This is a genomic window from Paramagnetospirillum marisnigri (genome assembly GCF_001650715.1).
GTDB lineage: Bacteria > Pseudomonadota > Alphaproteobacteria > Rhodospirillales > Magnetospirillaceae > Phaeospirillum > Phaeospirillum marisnigri.
Genome location: NZ_LWQT01000066.1, coordinates 206,762 through 228,595, shown reverse-complemented (window position 1 = coordinate 228,595; position 21,834 = coordinate 206,762). Strand labels below are relative to the sequence as shown.

At 62.2% G+C, this 21,834-nt stretch carries 18 protein-coding genes; 6 read left to right on the top strand and 12 right to left on the bottom strand.

What is annotated here, in order from left to right:
• Window positions 1-24: 24 nt before the first annotated feature.
• Together A6A04_RS13580 and A6A04_RS13575 are read left to right on the top strand one after the other, a co-directional pair.
• On the top strand, window positions 25-582 hold the full coding sequence (locus A6A04_RS13580; RefSeq protein ID WP_156612598.1) for a hypothetical protein: 558 nt from the start codon (window positions 25-27) through the stop codon (window positions 580-582).
• Complete coding sequence (locus A6A04_RS13575; protein ID WP_068493758.1) at window positions 579-1,106, top strand: hypothetical protein; 528 nt, start codon at window positions 579-581, stop codon at window positions 1,104-1,106. Before A6A04_RS13580 ends, A6A04_RS13575 begins: the two co-directional genes overlap by 4 nt.
• A gap of 5 nt (window positions 1,107-1,111) precedes the next feature.
• Here A6A04_RS13575 and A6A04_RS13570 read toward each other — a convergent pair whose 3' ends face one another.
• The 11 genes from A6A04_RS13570 to A6A04_RS13520 all read right to left on the bottom strand — a co-directional run bounded on the left by A6A04_RS13570 (window position 1,112) and on the right by A6A04_RS13520 (window position 14,915).
• Entirely contained in the window at window positions 1,112-1,855 is a 744-nt protein-coding gene (locus A6A04_RS13570; protein ID WP_068493756.1) for a glycosyltransferase family 2 protein, read from the bottom strand.
• 173 nt (window positions 1,856-2,028) lie between these two features.
• Complete coding sequence (locus A6A04_RS13565; RefSeq protein ID WP_068493752.1) at window positions 2,029-3,111, bottom strand: alpha-ketoacid dehydrogenase subunit beta; 1,083 nt, start codon at window positions 3,109-3,111, stop codon at window positions 2,029-2,031.
• The gene (locus A6A04_RS13560; RefSeq protein ID WP_068493847.1) at window positions 3,104-4,078 is read right to left on the bottom strand and encodes a thiamine pyrophosphate-dependent dehydrogenase E1 component subunit alpha; all 975 of its coding nucleotides are present in this window, start codon (window positions 4,076-4,078) and stop codon (window positions 3,104-3,106) included. The genes A6A04_RS13565 and A6A04_RS13560 overlap by 8 nt, the downstream gene beginning before the upstream one ends.
• A gap of 8 nt (window positions 4,079-4,086) precedes the next feature.
• Window positions 4,087-5,085 (bottom strand): NAD-dependent epimerase/dehydratase family protein, encoded by a 999-nt coding sequence (locus A6A04_RS13555; RefSeq protein WP_068493751.1) that lies wholly within the window; start codon window positions 5,083-5,085, stop codon window positions 4,087-4,089.
• 23 nt (window positions 5,086-5,108) lie between these two features.
• Entirely contained in the window at window positions 5,109-6,665 is a 1,557-nt protein-coding gene (locus A6A04_RS13550) for a PfkB family carbohydrate kinase (protein WP_068493749.1), read from the bottom strand.
• 65 nt (window positions 6,666-6,730) lie between these two features.
• On the bottom strand, window positions 6,731-8,836 hold the full coding sequence (locus tag A6A04_RS13545; protein WP_068493746.1) for a DUF2339 domain-containing protein: 2,106 nt from the start codon (window positions 8,834-8,836) through the stop codon (window positions 6,731-6,733).
• Window positions 8,833-9,570, bottom strand: coding sequence for a tetratricopeptide repeat protein (locus A6A04_RS13540; RefSeq protein ID WP_245651199.1), 738 nt, complete (start codon window positions 9,568-9,570; stop codon window positions 8,833-8,835). Before A6A04_RS13540 ends, A6A04_RS13545 begins: the two co-directional genes overlap by 4 nt.
• Window positions 9,571-9,623: 53 nt before the next feature.
• On the bottom strand, window positions 9,624-10,616 hold the full coding sequence (locus tag A6A04_RS13535; RefSeq protein WP_068493743.1) for an IS481 family transposase: 993 nt from the start codon (window positions 10,614-10,616) through the stop codon (window positions 9,624-9,626).
• A 79-nt stretch (window positions 10,617-10,695) separates the two neighbouring features.
• A complete protein-coding gene (locus tag A6A04_RS13530; protein ID WP_156612597.1) occupies window positions 10,696-10,914 on the bottom strand; it encodes a hypothetical protein in 219 nt (72 codons plus the stop codon).
• 56 nt (window positions 10,915-10,970) lie between these two features.
• Window positions 10,971-13,532: a tetratricopeptide repeat protein gene (locus A6A04_RS13525; RefSeq protein ID WP_245651198.1), complete on the bottom strand. Its 2,562-nt coding sequence runs from the start codon at window positions 13,530-13,532 to the stop codon at window positions 10,971-10,973.
• Window positions 13,533-13,607: 75 nt separating this feature from the next.
• Window positions 13,608-14,915 carry a porin gene (locus tag A6A04_RS13520; protein WP_068493736.1) on the bottom strand — a complete coding sequence of 436 codons (1,308 nt, stop codon included), beginning with the start codon at window positions 14,913-14,915 and terminating at the stop codon, window positions 13,608-13,610.
• 312 nt (window positions 14,916-15,227) lie between these two features.
• On the opposite strand from A6A04_RS13520, the gene A6A04_RS13515 reads away from it, so the two are divergent.
• From A6A04_RS13515 to holA, 4 genes are read left to right on the top strand one after another with little or no spacing between them, the layout of a single operon-like run.
• On the top strand, window positions 15,228-15,755 hold the full coding sequence (locus A6A04_RS13515) for a DUF3576 domain-containing protein (protein WP_407670271.1): 528 nt from the start codon (window positions 15,228-15,230) through the stop codon (window positions 15,753-15,755).
• 51 nt (window positions 15,756-15,806) lie between these two features.
• A complete protein-coding gene (gene leuS, locus A6A04_RS13510) occupies window positions 15,807-18,383 on the top strand; it encodes a leucine--tRNA ligase (protein ID WP_068493731.1) in 2,577 nt (858 codons plus the stop codon).
• Window positions 18,370-18,960, top strand: coding sequence for an LPS assembly lipoprotein LptE (lptE, locus tag A6A04_RS13505; protein WP_068493729.1), 591 nt, complete (start codon window positions 18,370-18,372; stop codon window positions 18,958-18,960). Before leuS ends, lptE begins: the two co-directional genes overlap by 14 nt.
• Window positions 18,957-19,979 (top strand): DNA polymerase III subunit delta, encoded by a 1,023-nt coding sequence (gene holA, locus A6A04_RS13500; RefSeq protein WP_068493727.1) that lies wholly within the window; start codon window positions 18,957-18,959, stop codon window positions 19,977-19,979. Before lptE ends, holA begins: the two co-directional genes overlap by 4 nt.
• 13 nt (window positions 19,980-19,992) lie before the next feature.
• Here the strand turns inward: holA and A6A04_RS13495 are convergent, their stop codons facing one another.
• The gene (locus A6A04_RS13495) at window positions 19,993-21,834 is read right to left on the bottom strand and encodes a carbamoyltransferase family protein (protein WP_068493725.1); all 1,842 of its coding nucleotides are present in this window, start codon (window positions 21,832-21,834) and stop codon (window positions 19,993-19,995) included.

Genomic DNA, 21,834 nt, shown 5'->3' with positions numbered 1-21,834 from the left:
ATGTTTGGCCGACCGGGCCTGTTGATGTCGGAGAGTGATGTGAAGGCTGTATTATTGGCTTCACTGGTGAGCCTGTGTCTCTTCGCCGCCATGACGACCGCGTTCCGGTTCCGCCCCCATCTGCCCAAAGCCTTGCTGTCCTTGCGGGTCTTCTATGGCTCCCTACCGGTGCTGCTGGTGACCTATTGGGCAACCCCAGCGGATCTTGGTTTCCTGCCGTCCGAAATGGCGGGGGGGCCGGTTTGGCTTGACCTGCTGCTGGCGGTGTTCTTTCTGTCGGCGTCCTATTTCGGTGGTTGGCTGCAGCTTTACAACATCGGCAGCCGGGGGTACTCCCTGCGGATTGCCATGGACGCGGCCCTCTCCCCCCGGCGCTCGTTAACGCCTGAAGAGGTCCTGACCGGCTATTCCGATGGCCACGGCTTGACCTGGATGTACGACACCCGGATGGACGGGCTGCGTCAGGGTGGTTTCGTTACCGATCAAGGGGAGATGACGGTGCTCGAGGAGCGTGGACGCAAGACCGCCGGGCTGTTTCGCATGCTCCGATCCATTTACGTGCTGGGAAAGGCGTCGCCATGACCGCTCAATGGATCGGCGTTATCGCCGCCACGATCTGGTTCGTGATGTTCATGCTAGGCCATCTCGCCTGGGTCCATTTGACCGGCGAGAGGCGCTTCGCACTTGTCCTGCGGAACGCGTTCAAGCTGTCTCTGGCCGGTTGCGCCCTGAGCATCACCATTTATTGCGGCATGGGTGGCGGCAACGCCAGCATGCTGTTGTGGCTGACGAGCATGGTCATCGGGCCGATGATAATGGCCTGCGCCTTTGTCCTCTACATCCCATTCATCTTCGTTATCGCCACCTCGCTGTCGGTGGAGACGATCCTGATGCTGGATGAAGCGGGTGGGACACTGCCCCGGCAAGCCCTATACGACCGCTTCGTCTCGGCCGAGGCGGTGCGGGCGCGGCTGGAGATCATGCGTGGCAATGGCCTGTTCACTCTGGGCGAGGATGGACGTTACCTCGCCACCGAAAAGGCATTCCCCCCTACACGCTTCTTCCTGGCCGTCAAGCGAATGTGGAATCTGGGATCGGGTGGCTGACAGGCTCAGTGGGCCTTGGGCTTGGCGAAAAGACAACGCGGTCCAACCGAGAGGAGCAGGCGGGCGATGGTGGTCAGGATGGCGACCTGATTCTTCATCTTGAGGGCAGAGGAACGGCCTGTGGTGCGTTCCTGGAGGCGGATCGGGCACTCGTGGAAGGAATTTCCCTTGGCGAGCACCTTGATCACCGCTTCGGCCTGATAGGCAAAGCTGTTGGTATTGATCTCAATCTGACGCAATAGACGGACCCGGTGGACGGATGGCCCGTTGTAGTAATTTATTGTGAATCCAAAAAGAAAATTCATCAAATATGTAAAAGCGGAAGAGGCAAAGGCACGAAACCTCGTGCGCACTTCCGTATTGACCACATAAGGCAGGATAATATCCGCCTTCCCAATATTGCTTAGAATTGTGCGAATGCTGTCGGCGTCAAAGCTGTTGTCGCCAGGAACCATCATGGCATATGCCTTGGATGCCTTTGACAGGCCATGCTTATATGTGCCGCCCAAATTCATATTCTTGGCATTGTGCAGGGCCTTGACCCGATCATTGCCGGCGGCAAGACGGTCGATGATGGAGCCGGTATCATCCTGGCTGGCATCGTTGACCAGGATGATCTCGTAGTCATCCCACCGTCCGGTAATGGCCTTGATGATGGTATCCACCGTATCCGCCACGGCTTCCGCTTCGTTGTAGGCAGGAACAATGAAGGTGATGGAATTTGTCGAATCGTCGGCGGGTATGGTCATCGAAACTGCCTAGTTTAACGGGCGAAACCCGAGGAGAGATCGCTTCGGTCGGTCTGCAATTATCCCCGGCAGGCGCTCCTGACGAGATTTTGGCGACGGGGCCTAGTGTCCCGATTCTGAAATTCGCACCATCAATTTCATGCCTCATTCGAATTTCAGAATCGATCAGGACACTAGAACGGCCCCTTGAAGGCCGGGGTAGGGACATCGCTTGGCAAGGCATTGCGCTTGGTGGCCAGTCTTTCGCGGATGGTGGCGACGGTCTGAGGAGCGACGCCGCAGGTGGTGACGGCGGCGTCGAACACGTCGATGGCGGTCCGGTAATAGCCGATGGCGAGGCTGCGGCTGCTGGGGGTCGGATGATCGGGCAGGCCGACGCGCACTGGCGGCGCGAGCAGGCAGCTCATATCCCGGCAGGCCACCTCGGCCACCAGTTCGGCGCCCATGCCCAGGGTCCGGAAGCCGGTATCGGCGGTGACCAGTCGTCCGGTCTTGCGTACCGAGTCCATGATCGGTGTCATGTCGAGCGGACGCAGCACGGCCAAGTCGATGATCTCGGCGGAGATATTGGCTTCGGCCAGGAAGTCGGCGGCCATCATGGCCTCGAACAGCATGTAAGACGTGGCGACGATGGTGACGTCGTTACCGTCGCGCACCCTGCGCGATGTCAGCGGCACGGTGTAATAGCCTGTGGGCACGTGGCCGGTGACATAGTGGACCCAGCGATGCTCGAGGAACATGATCGGGTTGCCGTCTTCCAGGGCGGCGATCAGTTGTCCCTTAGCCTCATAGGCGGTGGTCGGCATCACCACTTTCAGTCCGGGAATGCTGGCAAACAGGCTTTCCAGGCTTTGGGAGTGGGCAGGCCCCTGGCCCCAGCCGCGGCCGATAATCATTCGGACCACGAGCGGAACCGAATGCTTGCCGTTGCTGGCGTAGTACGCCTTGGCCGCATTATTGAACAACTGCTCCAGGGACAGCATGGCGAAGTCGACCCGCTGATGAACCATCAGCGGCTTACGCCCCATCATGGCCGAGCCGATGGCAATGCCGGTCAGGCCATTTTCGGCCACCGGCATCTCGATGACTCGCTTGGGGCCGAAGGCGTCGAGCAATCCACGGGTCGTCTCGAAAATCGCCTTGGGGTCGGTGACGCCCTCGCCGATCACGTAAATCTTGGAATCGCGTTCCATGGCGACCTTGGTCGCTTCGCACAAGGCCTCGGCGACGCTGATGATCCGTTCGGCATTAGGCATAGACGCGTTCCTCGGCGCTGGCGGCTAATGGGAAGGGAGCGGCCTTGGCGGCCTGGAACGCGGCGGTAACCTCAGCCTCGATTTCGGCGGTCATGGCGGCCAGGTCTTGGTCCGACAACTGCCCCTCGGCCATGAGTTTCTTCTGCAGGCTTTCGACCGGGCAGCGCGCTTTCCATTGCTGGAACTCCTCCTCGCTGCGATATCCGACATTGTTATCGTAGTTGGGTCCGCAATGCTCTCGCCAGCGATAGGTATTGAACACCAGGACCGACGGCCCTCCTCCATCCCGGGCCTTGGCGATGGCATCTTTGGCGGCGGCGTGTATGGCCTCGACGTCATTACCGTCGGCGGTAACGGCGGTCAGGCCATGTGCCAGGGCAAGGTCGCCCAACGGGCGATGGGGCTGGCGCTGCTCCAATCCGGTAAAGCAGGCATAAAGGTTGTTCTCGATGACGTAGACCACGGGCAGGGACATCAGGGCGGCGAAGTTCAGGCTTTCATGGAAGATGCCTTCCTCCACCGAGGCGTCACCGGGAAAGGTCACTGCCACACAGTCGGAGCCTTCTTGCTGGAATGCCAGGGCCGCTCCCGTTGCGATACCGATGGCGCTGCCGACGATGGGCAGACTGGCCAGGATACCTGCGGCCGCGTCGAACAGATGCATGGAACCGCCTCGCCCGCCGCAGCATCCGGTTTCCTTGCCGTAAATCTCGGCCAGCATGGCATTGAGGTCGCCGCCCTTGGCCAGGTAATGGGCGTGGCTTCGATGGGTAGAGACGATTTGATCTTGTGGTCGCAGAGCGAGGCAGACACCCGTGGCCACCGCTTCCTGGCCGATGGACAGATGAACCGGGCAGCGCATTTCCTGCTCGGCGTAGCGGGTGGCGATGGCCTCTTCCACCAAGCGAATCCGCAGCATGCTGCGGAACAGCGCCAGTTGATCGTTGACAAGGAAGGAGGGGGCCATGGTCTCGCTCATTTCAGTCCGAGGTGCTGCATGACCTTGATATTGAAATAGCGTTCGTCGGTCATGGAATTGGGTAGCTTGCCCGATTTCATCGCCTCGGCCAAACCGCGAACAGCGTCTTCCACGGTGTATTTCAGTTGGAAGCCGATTTCTTCGCGCATCTTGCGGCCGGAAACCTGATAGGAGCGCGGATCATTGGTGGGGACAGTCTCGATCTCAACATGCTCGCCGACCACCCGGCGGACGATTTCCGCCAGTTCGGAAATGGGGTGGTTGGTATCGCCCGCATTCCAGATCTTGCCCTGAATTTTGCCGTCGGGCTGCTGTAACAGATGGAGGTAGACCCGCACCATGTCCAGGATATGGATGTTGGGACGCTTCTGCGGCCCACCGGTCACTCGGATCTTGCCGTTATTGACGGCCTGATTGGTGAAGATGTTGACCACCACGTCCAGCCGCTGGCGCTTGGCGTAGCCGCAGACGGTGGACGGACGGATGGTGCAGACCGTGAAGCCCGGCCCGGCTTCGGCATTCAGTTCGACCTCGCACATGGCCTTGAACTTGGAATAATCGGTCAGCGGTTCCAGGGGCAGGTCTTCGGTAACCTCGGGCTCTTCCTTGACGCCATACACCGATGAGGACGAGGCATAGATGAAACGCCGTACCCCGGCGGCTTTTGATGCGCGGACCAGGGGCAGGAAGGCATCGTGATTGATGGAGCGCCCCAAATTGGGGTCCAGGTCATAGCTGGGATCGTTGGAGATGCACGCCAGGTGGATGACACAGTCGCAGCCGGACAGCGCCGTCCTGACGGTGTTGATGTCGCGGATATCGCCTTTGATCTCGCGCAGGTTGGGGTTGCCCCTGAATTCCTCGAAGACCTCACCGTAGAGGTACAGGTCCAGCACGGTGACCCGGTGGCCTTCTTCCAGCAAGGCGGGGATCAGGGCGCTGCCCACGTAACCAGCGCCGCCCGTGACCAGGATATTCCAAACTGTCTTCGTCATGTGTTCCTCCGGCGGCGAGTCGGCTACTTCAGCAAGGTAGTGATGAACTTGACCAGCGGCGCCTTCTCAACCGAACTACGGTGGCCGACGATGCCGACCTTGATGGCGCCGGCAGCGTTGCCGACAAAGCCAACATGGTCCATACGACCACCTGCGGCCACCAGGGGCGAGGTAATGGCCAGGAAGGCGTCGCCTGCACCGACCGTATCGACCACGGTCTTGGTGAAGGCGGGAATACGGTGGCTGCCTCGTTCCTGTTGATAGGTGACACAGCCGTGCTTTCCGTGGGTCAGGATGACCCTGGAATTCCGGATCTTGCGCGGCAGCAGGTCGCTGGCGATCAGGGAGAGGTCCTCGTTCTTGCTGCGCACCGCCATGCGGGCCTCGGGGGCGTCGATGCAGATATAGTCCGCGCGAGGATACTTTGTAATCAGGTTGAAGCCCATATTGGCGCTGTTGCTCTGGGCGTTGACGGCTAAGTAGCGGGCCTTGTCAGCCATCAGTTCAATGGTGCTGGGCTGGATGCAGCCATGGCCGAAATCCGTGACGAGAACCAGATCGTAATCCTGGATCCGTTCGGCCAAGCGCTGATTGAAGCTGTCGGTCATGGAGTCGCCGGCAGGCGAGTCATCCATGTGATAGACCTCGAACAGCTTACGCATATAGTTCGGTTCGACAAATCGGCACTTACGGGTGGTCGGTGCATCCGGTCGGTACAAGGCAGTCAGGCCGACATTGGGCTTCAGGGCCTGGCGCACCAGGGAATCATGGGGGTCACCCTCGCCAAGAACGGTCAGGATATCGACCTTGGCACAGAATTCCGCCACATGATTGGCGGCGGCGATGACGCCGCCGGCGAACAACTCCTTGTTCTCGAACAAGGTGGCGATCATGTTCTCCTTGGGCGACTTGCCCAGTGTCGACACATACTGATACTCGTCGATGATGGTGTCGCCGACGAGAAGCACCTTGAAATTCTTGACCTTTTCGATCATCTCCAGGATTTGTGGCAGAGCGTTCTCGGCGCGTGCCTGATCCAGGTAGTCGCGCAGCGGCGGGTCGTATACATCGAAATAGCGGTTGATCAGCGATGACGAACTGAAAGTGACGTCACGGGTAAAGACCAGCTTGCCGCCATGGGATTCGATGGTGTCACGTTCGCTTTGGATCTTGCCGGTGACATCATCGTCCGGGTTTTCGTAGTCGGAGCCCTTGACATAGACATCGGGCTTGACGGCATTGAGAACGGTTTCGGCCGACATGGAATGGTTGATGCCCACCCAGTCAACATATCCGACCGCAGCCAACATCTCGGCGCGGATGGTATCGGGAAAGATCGGACGCCCAGGCCCCTTGTTGACGAAGGCGTCGGCACTGACCGTGACAATCAGCATGTCGCCTTCGCGCTTGGCAACTTCCAGGTGGCGGACATGGCCCATGTGAAGAAGGTCGAACACGCCGTGACAAAGAACGACCTTGAGGCCCGTGGCCTGCGCCTGTTGCGCCAGTTCGGCCAGTTGGTCCAGCGTCTTGATCTTATCGCGGGCGGAGCATGCGTTGGTATTGGCGGATTCGGACACGTCGCGCTTTCCTGTCTAAAAGGCCGGACCTAATTACCCTGCCGGACGTCAGTGGTGCAAGCCGTTCAATGGCCGAACAGCTTTTCAGTCAGACTGGAGCGATGATAGTTCAATTCGACTAGCTTTGACCCCGGTGGAGCCGACACCGCCATATGGATCAAATTCGCCGGAGTGATCTCGGTCGGCTTGCCATCCACCGTGGCTTGCCAGAACCCGGTATAGGGGATGTTGATCAGCACCATGGCGCCATCGGGCGCATCCAGATGGGCGACGACTTTGTCGGGAAGCAGATGGAAATCGGTGACCTTGCCGGTTGCCGGGGCGGTTCGCCCGGCATATTCAGCCGACATCACCGCCTCGCGGCGTATGGCCTTGTCACGGATCAAGTCCAGCAGCGCGGGCTTGTCCAGGCCGGTCGGGGCCACCGCCACGCCCGAGGCGGCGAACACCCGGGGAAGAGCACCGCCCAGGCGATAGACTCGGATCTGCGGGGGCTGGACAAGCTGGCGGGCATAGCCTTTCAGACGCGGCACAATCGGTTCGCTCCGTCTGACTGGAACCTCTTCGGTGGGGCCGCCAACTTGTTGAACACTGGTTAACGGCAGGATGCTGAGAATGAAGTCCACATTCGCGATGCGCAGAAGATCCAGGTCGGCCCGGATGGCGATGTCGTAATCGGTGCAGCATTTCATGTCAAAATCGGCGAGTCCGAAATTGATGAAGCCGGACGACATGTCCTTGGGGGAATGCCGGGGCAGGATACCGTAAGTCCAATAGTCATGCATGGCGGACGTGACAAGGTTATAGGTACCGTCGAAAGTGTCCAGGCCGACGGACCACAGCATGTTGCTGGAAAGCCGATAGGGAACGGTCACAACGCGGCTTGGTTCGGCCGCATCCAGGACGCGTCGGTCCAACTTTTCAACGGCGGCGAGGGGGCTTATCCCACCTTCGGACAACAGTACCGCCAGATGGTAGCACTTCAGAAACACAAAGCTGCTGGTGGCGATGGCGAAGACTGCGGCGGTAGCCATCCTGCGACGGCGTTCGTCGGCCCAGCCGGAAAAGGCCGCGGCACAAAGGACGGCCATGGTCAGTGCCGAAAAGCTGGTGTGTTGCAAGTTCAGGCCTGAAACCATTCCGAGCCCCGGTATGGCCCGCCACGGAATCTGGTTTAACAGAACCCCCGCGCAGGCCGACAGCGCCAGCAAACCAATACCGTGCAGCCATCGACCGCCACGGCGATTGACCAGCAAGGCTAGGCAAACGAGGCCGAGCGGCCACAGAACCAGTGAACCACCACCCCAGACCAAATTGCCGAGAAACGCTTCAAAACTGGCAGATGCCCAACTGTATGAGCTGCCGCGGAGCGTGAAGGGGGCGACTTGCGCCTTTGCCCACAGGGATTCTAGCCAGTTGGCTAGGACGACAATCGCAAAGACGACCAGGGAGGGACTGACCTGGAGGATGCGCCGCCACCCGACCCAGGCCGCTCCCAGAAATACGGCAAACATGGCCGCGGGCATGGTGTGGGTGGGATTGCTGCTGGCCGCGAACAGGGCGGCGACGGCCACTGTGCCTAGCAAGTACCGGGGGCGGCCCCAACGAAAGACGGACATATAGACCAGCAGTGGCGCGATGGTCAGGCTGACGCCATGGGCCCAGGTATCGGTGATGAAGTTGTCATGGCCGAAAATGAACGCGGCCGCCACGGCGGTAGCAAAGGGCCTGGGCGCGCCGACCGCCCGCGACAGCCGGTAAGCGCCGAAATATCCGACTCCTGAGACGAACACGGCATGCAGGAACAGGGCGATCGGCAGCGGCAGGCGTAACAGTATTCGTTCGATCGATACGGCCTGGCCGGTAAAGTTGATCAATGCATCCAGGTCATTGCCACCCGCGATGGCCTGGCTGAATTGGGTCGAGTTTGGAATTCGGTCGACATAAATTTGAGTGGGCAAGACCACGCCAACGCCGTTGGCGGGCTCGACGAACGAAAATGAGCCGAGCCCCCAGAACTCCAGGGTCGCCAACAGCACCCAGGCCAGCCCAAACACGGCGGTGTGTCGGCGCGATGTCGGCAGGTGATTCATCCGCCACAGGACGACTAAGGTCGTAATGGCGACCGCCACCCTGATCACGTTAAGGGCGTCGAACAGACCAATAGTCATAAAGTTTCCTTTCGGTGTTGCCGCCGCCAGATCACCCGATACAGCATTCCCACAGCCCCTGCCATGGCGGCGGTCCAGCGGCCGACCATGCGCTCGCCCGGCAGCGTCAGTACCGCCACCCCCATGCAAATGGCGTGATAGCGGATGGTGTCGCCTGAAAGCGGCAGGGTATCAAGCGCGATGTCGGCCTGATTGTATCGTTCCATGAAGCTGGAGCCGCAATCCTTGGCGGTGATGAAGCTCATCTGCTGCCGATCCCTGCCAGATGCTTCTTCAATTTTCCCAAGACGGCGCGGAATGTTGCCGTGAAGAGTGTGAAGATCGGCGTTATCCGGAAACTGGTTACGGGCGACGCCATAGGCCTTGGCAGCATCGGATAACTGCCCCGCTTGTCCCAGGGCCTGGGCCAGATTGACCACCGTCTCCGGGTGGGTTGGGCGCAGGTCAATGGCACGACGAAACAGGTCCATCGCCGCACCGAAATCACCGGCAACTTGACGGCAAACTCCCATCTTATTCAGAGCCTCGGGAAGATCCGGACGTAATTCCAGGGCTATGGAAAAGTCGATGGCGGCCTGGTGCGGCTGTCCCAGGGCACGAACGGCGTTGCCAGTATTATTGTGGGCTTCGGGATGATCGGGCCGTTGCCGCAAGGCTTCCGCGTAAAGCGGCACCGCCAGATCAAGCCGACCGGCCCGGTGATGGCCAAGGGCTGTGTCGATCAGGTCCTGCACCAAGGATAAGCTCCGAAAAAAGAAAGGGTGGCCGGAGCCACCCTTTCCCTAGACTAGATGTTTAGTCCCGGTATTTGATGGATCGGATCGAGATTGAATCGCTTTGGTTCTGTTGTCCAGATTTTGCAGATGTATTCGTATGGGGTGAGGCCCTTGAGGGTCTTGAGCCGCTTGGCAAAGTTGTAGGCCATCACGAAATCGCCGAGATGGCGCCGAAGCTGGTGGTGGGTCTCGTAGTAGAAGCGCTTGACCGTGGCGTCCTTGATGGTTCGGTTCATCCGTTCGACTTGCCCATTGGTCCACGGGTGTCTCGGCTTGGTCAGGCGGTGATCGATGTCGTTCTGGGCACAGGCGAATTCAAAGGCATGAGCGCGGAAGCGTTCGCCGCGTTCCATTGCCAGCTTGATGTCGGGCGCCGCCGACCCCTTATTCCCAGGTGTCGTGAAGTGCGTGCCGTTGTCGGTGAGAACGGTATGCACCTTGTAGGGAACCGCTTGGAGAAGTGCTCGCAGGAAATCGGCGGCTATGCGCGTCGTGGCCTTTTCATGCAGTTCCGTAAAAGCGAATTTCGAGGTTCGGTCGATCGCCACGAACAGATAGAGCTTTCCCTCGGCGGTCCTCACCTCCGCAATGTCGATATGGAAATAGCCGATGGGATAGGCTTTGAACTTCTTCTTGGCGGGCTTGTCGCCTTCCACATCGGGCAGGCGGCTAATGCCGTGGCGGTGCAGGCAGCGATGTAGGGATGACCGCGTCAGATGCGGGATGGTCGCATGCAAGGCATAGAGGCAGTCATCCAGGGGCAGCAGCGTATGGCGACGAAAGGCCGCCACGATGGCCTCTTCCTCGATGGACAAGACCGTCGATCTCGGCACCTTCGGCCCGGTCGGCAGGTCCGTAACCGAGCCGCGCTTCTTCCACTTGGCGACGGTCTTCGGGTTGATCCCATAATGCTTGGCAAGGGTTCTCAGGCTCTCTTGACTATCTTGTATTGCTCGACGGATAGCCTCTGTCGTTGTGGCGCAGCCGTGGAGTATCTGGCCCATAGTGCCTCCTTCCATTCTACGGAAAAGATTGCACCATCAAAGCCTGGGATCAAACATCTAAACCGTTGTCGAGAGCCGATTAGAAGGCCAGCGACAGACCGGTCATGGCGGCAAAGCCGCTGTTCTCGTAGGCGGCGTCGGAGACACCCATGGTGCCCTTACGCTCGTCCTTGTAGTTGGCATAGCCGAGAGTGGCCAGCACGTCCACGCCCGGGCCGAGGTTGTACTTGCCCGAAGCCTGGTAGAACTCGATGGTGTCGTTGCCGAAGACGGCGAGATGCAGTTTAACTGCTTCCATCCCGGCATCGAGGAGGCCGTGGACGCCGACATGTTCGGGCGCAATAATACCGGTGGTCAGATGCCGCAGGCATGACGCCATGCGGCCCGGTACAGGCGCTCCAGATGGCCAGTCCACGCTGCGGCATCGCAAAGCCTGGACAATCGGACGCTTTCACGAATATCGGCGCGGCGAGCCCGCCAGGCGTCGATGTTGTTGGCCATCGCCACCGCCCGCGATACGAAATCCTTGGGCGAGGACGCGATCAAGTCCCGCAGTCCAACAACCCGCAGCATGGAGGTCGTCCAGCGACCGACCATGCGTTCGCTCGGCAGGGTCAGCACCGGCACCCCCATGCAAAGGGCTTGGTAGCTGGTGGTGGCGCCCGAAAACGGCAGGGTGTCGAGCGAGATATCGGTCTGATTGTAGCGCTCCAGGAAGCTGGCACCGCTATCCTTGCCGGTGATGAAGTCCACTTGTCGCCGATCGGCGCCAGCCGCGGATAGCTCCCGCAGCAGCCGCTCCCTCAAGGAGGCTGAACTGTAGGCTTGATGATATTTCAGTATCAGCCTGCCTTGGGGAAGGGTGGCCAGAATTTTCCCCCACAGTGCCAGGCTCGTGGAAGAAATCTTGGCAGGATTATTGAAGCAGTTGAAAATTGCCGGCCCTTGACGAGGCGATGCCGGCAATGGCGGCAGGTTAGGGAAATCGGCCACATAGATACTTGGCAGCCGAAGTGGCCGCTCGCTGAAGTATTCCACCGTGCCTTTCGGGATCAACACCAGATCACCAATAATGTAGTCATGCTCGGCCATGCCGTTGGTGGCGACATCGTACATGTTGATCTGAACCGGCGCTGCCCGCCAACCGCAAATGCCAGGGCGATTGAGGTCGAATCGCCCTGCCAAGCTGACAAGGATGTCGATGCCGTCCATACGGATACGTTCCGCCGCTTGCCGATCGGTCAGGCCGCGAATGTCGCACCAGCCATCACCCAGCCTGCGAAATTCATCGGTCAAGGCATCGGGCCGGGCGACATGAGCGTAGAAATGGATCGAGAAACGGGATCGATCATGATGGCGAATGATGGGCAACAGATTGGTGGCGACCGGATGTTCGCGCAAATCCGACGACAGATAGCCGATGCGTAAGCGGCGATCCGAATCGGTGGCGGTGGGGCGGAGGAGTGGGGGCTCTACCAGCGGCGGTCGGGCCATGGCGGCGCCGAAGCGACGGTGAATGGCGGTGACCTGCTCGGTGCTCAGGTCGTCGCGGTACATGGTGGCATTGAGCAGGCTGCCGAAAGCTACGAAGTGTTCCGGGTGGCGGGCGAGAATCCGCTCATAGCACTCGGCCGCCTCGGCGGCACGGCCAAGGATTTGCAGCGTTGCACCAAGATTGATCTCGGCGGCGGAAAAGTCGGGCCACAGCGCCAGGGCGGTGCGATGGCAAGCCTCCGCCTCGTCCAACCGCCATTGAAGCTGGTGGATCGATCCCAAGGCCGTATGGGCCTCGGGGGAGTTGGGCGCCAAGGCGAGCGCGTCCCTCAATGCCGCCTCTGCTTCGTCCAGCCGCCCCGTCGCCTTGAGCAGGGCACCCCTGGCCATATGGGCTTCGGCAAAAGCCGGGCGCAGGGCGAGGGCTTGGTTCACCGCCGCCATGGCGGCATCCCATTGCCCCAGTTCCGTCATGATGGTGGCGAGATTGTTATGAGCGATGGCATTGTCGGGCTGAAGCCGCAAGGCGGCGCGTTGGCAATCGGCGGCTTCGTCCAGTTTGCCCTGGCGGGCGAGGGCAAGCCCCAGATTGCCATGGGTGGCAGCGAGCCCAGGTGCCAGCGCCACCGCGTCCTGAAGGCAGATGATCGCATCTTCGGTCTGTCCATGGAGCATCAGCGCAACACCCAGGGCGATGGCGGCCCTGGCATGATCCGGTGCCTGCCCCCGGGCGGCTGCCAGGATATCCACGGCTTCGGAAAGGCGGCGGCATTCGGTCAGGGCGACGCCCAGATTGACCTTGAAGTCGATAGAGTCTGGCTGTGATCGAACCGCATCGGCATAGGCCTCGGCGGCCTCGGTGATTTCGCCAAGGCCTCGCAGGACATTGCCATGAAGGTTGTGAAGATCGGCGTTATCCGGGACCAGGGCGCGGGCGACGCCATAGGCCTGGGCAGCGTCGGGCATCCGTCCCGCTTGTTCCAGGACTTGTGCCAGATTGATCGCCGCTTCGGGATAGGTCGGGCGCAGGTCACAGGCTCGACGGAACAAGTCCGCCGCGTCGGCGAAGTCACCGGCAGTTTGCCGACAAACCCCCAGATTATTCAGGGCCTCGGGAAAATCCGGACGCAATTCCAGGGCTTTGCCAAAGGCGATGGCTGCCTGGTCCGGCTGGCCCAGGGCGCGAAAGACATTGCCCAGATTGTTATGGGCCTCGGGAAAGTCGGGGCGGGCGGCCAAGGCGCGGGCGATCCAGTCCACGGCATCGGCAAAGCGGCCGGTCTGAATGGAGACGACTCCCATCAGGTGCAGGGCTTCGGGGTGGTCGGGGCGGTGTCGCAAGGCTTCCGCGTAAAGCGGCACCGCCAGATCAAGCCGACCGGCCCGGTGATGGCCAAGGGCTGTGTCGATCAGGTCCTGCACCAAGGATAAGCTCCGAAAAAAGAAAGGGTGGCCGGAGCCACCCTTTCCCTAGACTAAACCGTTGTCGAGAGCCGATTAGAAGGCCAGCGACAGACCGGTCATGGCGGCAAAGCCGCTGTTCTCGTAGGCGGCGTCGGAGACACCCATGGTGCCCTTACGCTCGTCCTTGTAGTTGGCATAGCCGAGAGTGGCCAGCACGTCCACGCCCGGGCCGAGATTGTACTTGCCCGAAGCCTGGTAGAACTCGATCACGTCGTTGCCGCTGTTGGCCAGCAGGCCCTTAACTTCGGAACGATAGTAGCCGAAGCTGACGGCATACGGACCGGAAGCGTACATCAACGACACGTCGAAGGCGGTGCCGCCGAAGTCGAGCTGACCGCCGCCCTTGACGGCCGACAGGTTGACCGAGGTGTTGGCTCCGGTGGTGGACATCACCGAGTTGGTCAGAGTGGCCTGCGGGCCGGTGTTGTTCTGGGTGGCCATCTGGATGGAGCCGCCCAGGGTGAAGCCGGCATAGGACAACTGGGCGCCGTACATCTGGGCAGAGAACGAGTCGAGGCCCAGGGTCTGACCGGCCGAGGACAGATCGACGTAGACGTAACCGGCCGAGGCCTTCACGCCCACGGGGCCGAAGGTGTTGGCATACAGAGCGGTACCGCCCCAAGCGTCAGCCTGCGACAGCTGAGTGGTACGGACGTCCTGACGGGCCACGTTCGGGATGTAGCTGGCGCCGACGGTCAGACCGTAGAAGCTGGGAGCCACATAGGTGATCTTTTCGGCGCGGTCGTCGGCGATGAAAGCGGTGGTGTTGGTCGAGCCGCTGTAACCGACGATCTGGTTCATGCCCATGACCGAGGTCGGCTTCGCCACGGCGAAGTTGTTGCCCATCATGGAGCCACCGATGCTGCCGTTGGCGGCGTCGGGGGCCTGGACGTGGGTCAGGGCGGTGCCGTTGGAGTGGGTGCCCAGGATGACCTTACCGAAGCCGCCTTCGATCCAGGCGAAGCTCTGGTCGATGGTGTCGGTGGTGTGGTCGGAGTGGCCACCGGCTTCCAGGTTGATCTGCACGCCGACGGTCAGGCCGTTGTCCAGCTTGGTCGAGCCCGAGAACCAAATCTCGTTGTCGCCCTTGACGTCGAAATTGGAGCGCTGGCCCGAACCGTTGGTCGCGGTGCCGCTGGAGCCGGCGGCGCCCAGGTTGTTGTTCAGGATGCCGCCAGTGGTCGAGGCGGTCTGGAAGGCGTCGGACTGCCAAACGCCGACGACCCACCACTTGCTGTAGCCGCCAACATTCAACTTGATCTTCTCAGCGGCTTCGGCGGCACCGGCATGCATCATGCTGGCGGCCACCAGAGCGGTGCTGGCGAACAGAATCTTCTTCATGGTATCTCCTCTCTTTGGCTTCCGGATACCGACCCCCAATGGCCGCACCCGCTATCCAAATGAACGAACGAAGGCCATATCGCCATAGCCCCCGGCAAAGATCAAGCGCACCGGGCGGCGTCTGTGTCGAAAGGCGCGCACTGTGGCATGATGGCAACACATCGGGCGGTGGGGGCTTTCTTGCTTGCCGCCGGGGCGGCTCTCGTTGCATTCTCGCGGGGCCGGGTTCGGCAGGGCCGTCCACGCGGGCCGCTGCACTGTCAACAGGCCGTGCCTTCGATGAGGAGGGCGGCGGGATGAAGAAGAGACATGATGAGGAAAAACCTTGCGGGAGCCGTTGCCGTGGTCGCCGCTTTCATCGGTGCCGTGGTCCTGTCCGCCTGCGATAAGTCAGAGGCGGTCTACCCCACCTATGAAAAGGGACAGAATGCTCCGCGCATGTCCAATGAGAAGCGCGAGACCGTGTTCGGCCCCGAGGGGTTGTTCGGCAAGTCCAAGCAAGAGGGCGAAGGCGGCGGCATCGGTGTCAATGCCTTCCTGTGGCGGGCCTCGCTGGACACCATCTCGTTCATGCCCATCACCACGGCGGACGCCTTCGGCGGCACCATCATCAGCGACTGGTACCAGCTGCCCGAGACGCCCAACGAGCGCTACAAGGTCAATGTCTTCATCCTCGACCGCACTCTGCGCGCCGATGGGGTCAAGGTGTCGCTGTTCAAGCAGGCCCGCGATTCCATGGGCAACTGGGTCGATGTGAAGGTCGATCCCCGCATGGCCAGCGATCTGGAAAACTCCATCCTGACCCGGGCCCGCCAGCTGCGCATCGTCTCCACCGAATAGCGGCGGCGGCCGTCTTTTTGATTTCTGGCACCATCAGCAACGGACGACGACATGTCGCGCGCCGACGAACGGTATAATGTCAAGGAAACCGAGGCCAAATGGCAGCACGTCTGGGACGAGCGCCGTTGCTTCGAGGTGAGCGAGGATCCCTACTGCCCCAAATATTATGTGCTCGAGATGTTTCCCTATCCATCGGGACGCATCCATATGGGGCATGTGCGCAACTACACCCTGGGCGACGTGGTGGCGCGCTACAAGCGGGCCAAGGGCTTCAACGTCCTGCATCCCATGGGCTGGGACGCCTTCGGCCTGCCCGCCGAGAACGCCGCCATCCAGAACAAGGTCCATCCCGCCAAATGGACGCGCGAGAACATCGCCGCCATGCGCGAGCAGCTCAAGTCCATGGGCCTGTCCTATGACTGGCGGCGCGAGGTCGCCACCTGCGAACCCGAATACTACCGCCATGAACAGAAGATGTTCCTGGACTTCCTCAAGGCCGGGCTGGTCTATCGCAAGGAATCCTGGGTCAACTGGGATCCGGAGGAGAACACGGTTCTCGCCAACGAGCAGGTGATCGACGGGCGCGGCTGGCGCTCGGGCGCCCTGGTGGAAAAGCGGCTGCTGTCGCAGTGGTTCCTCAAGATCACCGCCTATGCCCAGGACCTGCTCGACAGCCTCGCCACCCTGGAACGCTGGCCCGAACGCGTCCGCCTGATGCAGGAGAACTGGATCGGCCGCTCGGAAGGGGCGCGGCTGATGTTCGATCTCGCGGGCCGCTCCGACCGGCTGGAAATCTTCACTACCCGGCCCGACACCCTGTTCGGCGCCAAATTCATCGCCATCGCCGCCAACCATCCCCTGGCCGCCGAACTGGCGGCGTCCAATGCGGAACTGGCCGAGTTCGTCGCCGAGTGCAACCGCATGGGCACCTCGGAAGCGGCCATCGAGACCGCCGAGAAGAAGGGCCTCGACACCGGCCTGCGGGCGGTGCATCCCTTCGACCCCGCCTGGACCCTGCCGGTTTATGTGGCCAATTTCGTGCTGATGGATTACGGCTCGGGCGCCATTTTCGGCTGTCCCGCCCATGACCAGCGCGACCTGGATTTCGCCAACAAATATGGCCTGGGCTATACTCAGGTGGTGGAGCCCGCCGCGGACAAGGATGGGGTGGTTGCCGCCATTGCCCGGGGCGAGGCCTATACCGGCGACGGCACCGCCATCAATTCCCGTTTCCTCGACGGGTTGAGCGTGGAGGCGGCCAAGGCCGAGGCCATTCGCCGCATCGAGGAGACCAAGCGCGGCGAGCGCACGGTTAATTTCCGCCTGCGCGATTGGGGCGTGTCGCGCCAGCGCTATTGGGGCTGCCCCATCCCGGTGATCCATTGCGAATCCTGCGGCGTGGTGCCGGTGCCAGAGGCCGACCTGCCGGTGCGGCTGCCCGAGGACGTCACCTTCGACCGGCCGGGCAATCCGCTGGACCATCACCCCACCTGGAAGCTGGTGAACTGTCCGTGCTGCGGCAAGCCCGCCCGGCGCGAGACCGACACTTTCGACACCTTCTTCGAGTCCAGCTGGTATTTCGCCCGCTACACCTCGCCCGACCGCGCCGACGTGGCCTTCGACCGGGCGGCAGCGGATTACTGGATGTCGGTGGACCAGTATATCGGCGGCATCGAGCATGCGGTGCTGCATCTGCTCTATTCCCGCTTCTTCACCCGCGCTTTGAAGGATTGCGGCTATCTCGGGGTCAAGGAGCCCTTCGCCGGACTGCTGACCCAGGGCATGATCTGCCACGAGACCTACAAGTCGGCCGATGGCCAGTGGCTGTATCCCACCGAGGTCGCTCCCGGCCCCGGCGGCTCCCTGATCCATGCCGAGACCGGCGCCCCGGTCACCGGCGGCCGCTCGGAGAAGATGAGCAAGTCCAAGAAGAACGTGGTGGACCCGGCCGGCATCATCGATGGTTACGGCGCCGATACCGCCAGGCTGTTCATGCTGTCGGACAGCCCGCCCGAACGTGACCTGGACTGGACCGAATCCGGCATCGACGGAGCCTGGCGCTATGTCAACCGGCTGTGGCGCATGACCATCCTGGCCGAGCTGCCGCCCCGAGGCGCGGCCATGCCGGAACTGGGGGACGAGGCACTGAAGGCGCGGCGCCTGGTGCACAAGACCATCGCCCAGGTGGGCGAGGACCTGGAGCGCTTCCACTTCAACAAGGCGGTGGCCCGTATCCGCGAGATGACCAATGGTCTGGCGGAAATCCCGGTGGGCGCCAAGGGCGGCGCCTGGGTGCTGCGCGAGGGACTGGAGGCGGCGGCCCGGCTGATCGGTCCCATGATGCCGCATCTGGCCGAGGAGATGTGGGCCGAACTGGGCGGCGACGGATTGCTGGTCGAGCAGGCCTGGCCGGTGGCGGAACCCGCGCTGCTGGTGGAGGATTCAGTCACCCTGGCGGTGCAGGTCAATGGCAAGCTGCGCGCCACAATCGAGCTGCCCAAGGATGCTGATTCCGGTCTGGCGGAGCAGACGGCGCTTGCGCATCCCCAGGTGATTTCGGCAATGTCGGGGAAGCTGCCGCGCAAGGTGGTGGTCGTGCCCAATCGGATCGTCAATGTGGTGGTCTAGAGTCGCTTTCGTCATCGCTTTGCTGGCGCTGGGGCCCGTGGGCTGCGGCTTCAGCCCCATATATGGCAAGAGAGGCGACGCCGATTCGCCGGTATCGGCCGATCTGGCGCAGATCCGCATCCAGCCCATCAAGGATCGCCTGGGACAGCAGTTGCGCAACGCCCTGGTCCAGCGGCTGACTCCCCAGGGGGAGCCGGGAGCGCCCCGCTTCAATCTGGCCGTCGATGTGACCTCCTCGGCATCGGACATGGGCTACCGGCGGGATTCCTTCGCCACCCTGGGCAGCCTGACCATGAATGCGTCCATCAGTTTGAGCGGCGACGGTGTCAGCCTCGCGAGTGGCCAAGTCAAGACCGTGGTCTATTTCGATTATCTGGGGCCGCGCTATGCCAGCGTCGCCATGGAGCGCGACGCCGAGGAACGGGCGGTGGCTCAACTCGCCGACGATATCCGCAGCCAGGTGGCGGTCGCCATTGCCGCCTATCGGGCCAATCCCAAGGACCCCCGGTTCCAGCGGCTCCAATCCGACGAAATCAAGCCCTATGTTCGGCCCGGGGCTCCGGCGGCGCGGCCTTGAAGCTTTCCGGTGCCCGCATCGAGGCCTTCCTGAAGTCGCCCGACGCGGCGGCGAGGGCGGTTCTAGTGTTCGGCCCCGATCTGGGACTGGTCAATGAGCGGGTCCAGCGCCTGATGAAGGGGGTGGTCCCTGACCTGTCCGATCCCTTCCGCGTCACCGAACTGACCCCGGCCTCCCTGAAGGAAACACCGTCGCGCCTGTCCGACGAAGCCGCCGCCATGGCCTTCGGCGGTGGCCGCCGGGTGGTGGTGCTGCGCGATGCCGGTGACGGCCAGACCTCGGTGCTATCCTCCTTCCTGGCCAATCCCCTGGGTGATGCCCTGGTGGTGGTGGAAGGCGGCGAGTTGGGGCCGCGCTCCAGCTTGCGCAAGCTTTTCGAGGGCGCCGACAACGCGGCGGCCCTGGCCTGCTACGGCGACGAGGGCGGCTCGCTGGCCGGGGTGATCCAGGACGAGTTGAAGACCGCCGGGCTGACCGCCGACCCCGACGCCATGGCCTATCTGGTGGACCATCTCGGCGGCGACCGCCGCCTGACCCGGGCGGAAATGGGCAAGCTGGCGCTGTATATGGGCGGTCCCGGCCGGGTGTCCCTGGCCGATGCCACCGCCTGTATCGGCGATACCGCCGCCCTGGGCCTGGACGATCTGGCACTGGATACCGCCGATGGCGACCACGTGGGCGCCCAGCGGGTGCTGGACCGGCTGTTGCGGGAAGGCGCCTCGCCCATCCAGATGCTGCGCTCGGTGGCGCGGCACTTCATGCGCCTGCACCTGGCCGCCGGGGGGGTGGCCCAGGGCAAGACACCGGATCAGGCCATGGCGGCGCTGAAGCCGCCGGTGATCTTCAAGGCCGCCGACCGCTTCCGCCGCCAGCTCTCGCGCTGGCCCGCCGACCGGCTGGGCAAGGCGCTGGACCTGCTGACCGAGGCGGAGCTGGATTGCAAGACCACCGGCATGCCCGCCGCCGAGATCACTTCGCGGGCCTTGATGATGATCGCCCGCGCCGCGGCGCGGCGATAAGGGGCGGCTCGCCCTAATCCAGTTCGAAGGCGTTCTTGTAGTCGAGCTTCAGGCCTTCGTCCTGCTCTTCCTTCTTCAGGAAGCAGTTGCCCACCACGAGGACCTCGATCTCCGATCCCATGAAGCAGCGGAAGGCGTCTTCCGGTGTGCAGACGATGGGCTCGCCGCGCACATTGAAGCTGGTATTGACCACCACGCCACAGCCGGTGAGGCCCTTGAAGGCGGAAATCAGCGCGTGGTAGCGCGGATTGGTGTCGGCATGGATGGTCTGCACCCGGGCGGAATAGTCCACATGGGTGATGGCGGGTAAACTCGAGCGCGGCACGTTCAGCTTGTCGATGCCGAACAGCTTGTTCTCGTCCTCGGTCATGACGCGGCGGTGCTTTTCCGCCACCGGGGCCACCAGCAGCATATAGGGCGAATCGCCGTCCAGATCGAACCACTCGGCCACGTCTTCCCGCAGCACCGACGGCGCGAAGGGGCGGAAGCTCTCGCGGTACTTGACCTTGAGGTTCAGGGTCTTCTGCATGGAGGGCGAGCGGGGATCGCCCAGGATGGAGCGGCCACCCAGGGCGCGGGGGCCGAATTCCATGCGGCCCTGCATCCAGCCCACCGCCTTTTCATCGGCCAGGGCCTGGGCGGTGGCGGCGATGACCTCGTCCTCGCCCAGTACGGAAAACCTGGCCCCGGCCTGGGTCAGGCGCGCCTCGATGTCGGCCTGCTCGAACACCGGCCCCAGATAGGAGCCCTTCATGGAATCCTTGCCGTTTCCCGCCACCTGGCGCGGCTGGCCCTTGAACAGGTGATAGCCCGCCAGGGCGGCGCCCAGCGCGCCACCGGCGTCACCGGCGGCCGGCTGGATCCAGATATTGTCGAAGATGCCCTGGCGCAGGATCTTGCCATTGGCGACGCAGTTCAGCGCCACGCCACCCGCCAGGCACAGGTTTTTCGCCCCGGTCTCGGCCTTGATGCCCCGGCACAGCTTGGACACGATGATCTCGGTGACCTCCTGGATGGAGGCGGCGATGTCCATGTGGAACTGGGTCAGCTGGTCCTTGTCGGCCCGGCGCACCGGTTGGCCGAACAGGGCGGCGAACCGGTCGTTGGTCATGGTCAGGCCGGTGCAATAGTCGAAATAGGACTGGTCGAGCCGGAAGCTGCCGTCCTCCTTCAGATCGACCAGATTGTCCAGGATCAGCTTTGTGTATTTGGGCTCGCCATAGGGGGCGAGGCCCATCAGCTTGTATTCGCCGGAATTGACCTTGAAGCCGGTATAGTAGGTGAAGGCGGAATACAGCAGCCCCAGGGAATGGGGGAAGTGCAGTTCCTTGTGAATCTCCAGCCGGTTGCCCGATCCCATGGCCAGAGAGGTGGTGGTCCATTCGCCGACGCCGTCCATGGTCAGGACGGCGGCGTCCTCGAAGGGAGAGGGGAAGAAGGCCGAGGCGGCGTGACTGAGATGGTGCTCGGCAAACAGCAGCTTGTTCAGCCAGTCGAAGTCATTGGCGAAACGTTTCAGTTCCCGAGACAGCAGGTCCTTCTGGAACAGCTTCTCCTTCAGCCAGACCGGCATGGCCGCCTTGAACGAGGTGAAGCCCTTGGGCGCGAAGGAGACATAGGTCTCCAGCAGCCGTTCGAATTTCAGGAACGGCTTGTCGTAGAACACCACGTGGTCCACGTCGTTCAGTTGGATTCCGGCCTCGGCCAGGCAATAGGCGATGGCGTGCTCGGGAAACCCGGCATCATGCTTCTTGCGGCTGAAGCGCTCTTCCTGGGCCGCCGCGACGACGGTTCCATCCACCACCAGGGCGCAAGCGCTGTCATGGTAGAGGGCCGAGATGCCGAGAATACGCAA

What these genes read in the sequence shown, in the direction of transcription:
- leuS (WP_068493731.1), top strand. Translation starts at nt 15,807, where the DNA reads ATGTCGCGCGCCGACGAACGGTATAATGTCAAGGAAACCGAGGCCAAA.
- A6A04_RS13575 (WP_068493758.1), top strand. Translation starts at nt 579, where the DNA reads ATGACCGCTCAATGGATCGGCGTTATCGCCGCCACGATCTGGTTCGTG.
- A6A04_RS13520 (WP_068493736.1), bottom strand. Translation starts at nt 14,915, where the DNA reads ATGAAGAAGATTCTGTTCGCCAGCACCGCTCTGGTGGCCGCCAGCATG.
- A6A04_RS13570 (WP_068493756.1), bottom strand. Translation starts at nt 1,855, where the DNA reads ATGACCATACCCGCCGACGATTCGACAAATTCCATCACCTTCATTGTT.
- A6A04_RS13555 (WP_068493751.1), bottom strand. Translation starts at nt 5,085, where the DNA reads ATGACGAAGACAGTTTGGAATATCCTGGTCACGGGCGGCGCTGGTTAC.
- A6A04_RS13535 (WP_068493743.1), bottom strand. Translation starts at nt 10,616, where the DNA reads ATGGGCCAGATACTCCACGGCTGCGCCACAACGACAGAGGCTATCCGT.
- A6A04_RS13580 (WP_156612598.1), top strand. Translation starts at nt 25, where the DNA reads ATGTCGGAGAGTGATGTGAAGGCTGTATTATTGGCTTCACTGGTGAGC.
- lptE (WP_068493729.1), top strand. Translation starts at nt 18,370, where the DNA reads ATGTGGTGGTCTAGAGTCGCTTTCGTCATCGCTTTGCTGGCGCTGGGG.
- A6A04_RS13565 (WP_068493752.1), bottom strand. Translation starts at nt 3,111, where the DNA reads ATGCCTAATGCCGAACGGATCATCAGCGTCGCCGAGGCCTTGTGCGAA.
- A6A04_RS13545 (WP_068493746.1), bottom strand. Translation starts at nt 8,836, where the DNA reads ATGACTATTGGTCTGTTCGACGCCCTTAACGTGATCAGGGTGGCGGTC.
- A6A04_RS13560 (WP_068493847.1), bottom strand. Translation starts at nt 4,078, where the DNA reads ATGGCCCCCTCCTTCCTTGTCAACGATCAACTGGCGCTGTTCCGCAGC.
- A6A04_RS13515 (WP_407670271.1), top strand. Translation starts at nt 15,228, where the DNA reads ATGAGGAAAAACCTTGCGGGAGCCGTTGCCGTGGTCGCCGCTTTCATC.
- A6A04_RS13530 (WP_156612597.1), bottom strand. Translation starts at nt 10,914, where the DNA reads ATGGAAGCAGTTAAACTGCATCTCGCCGTCTTCGGCAACGACACCATC.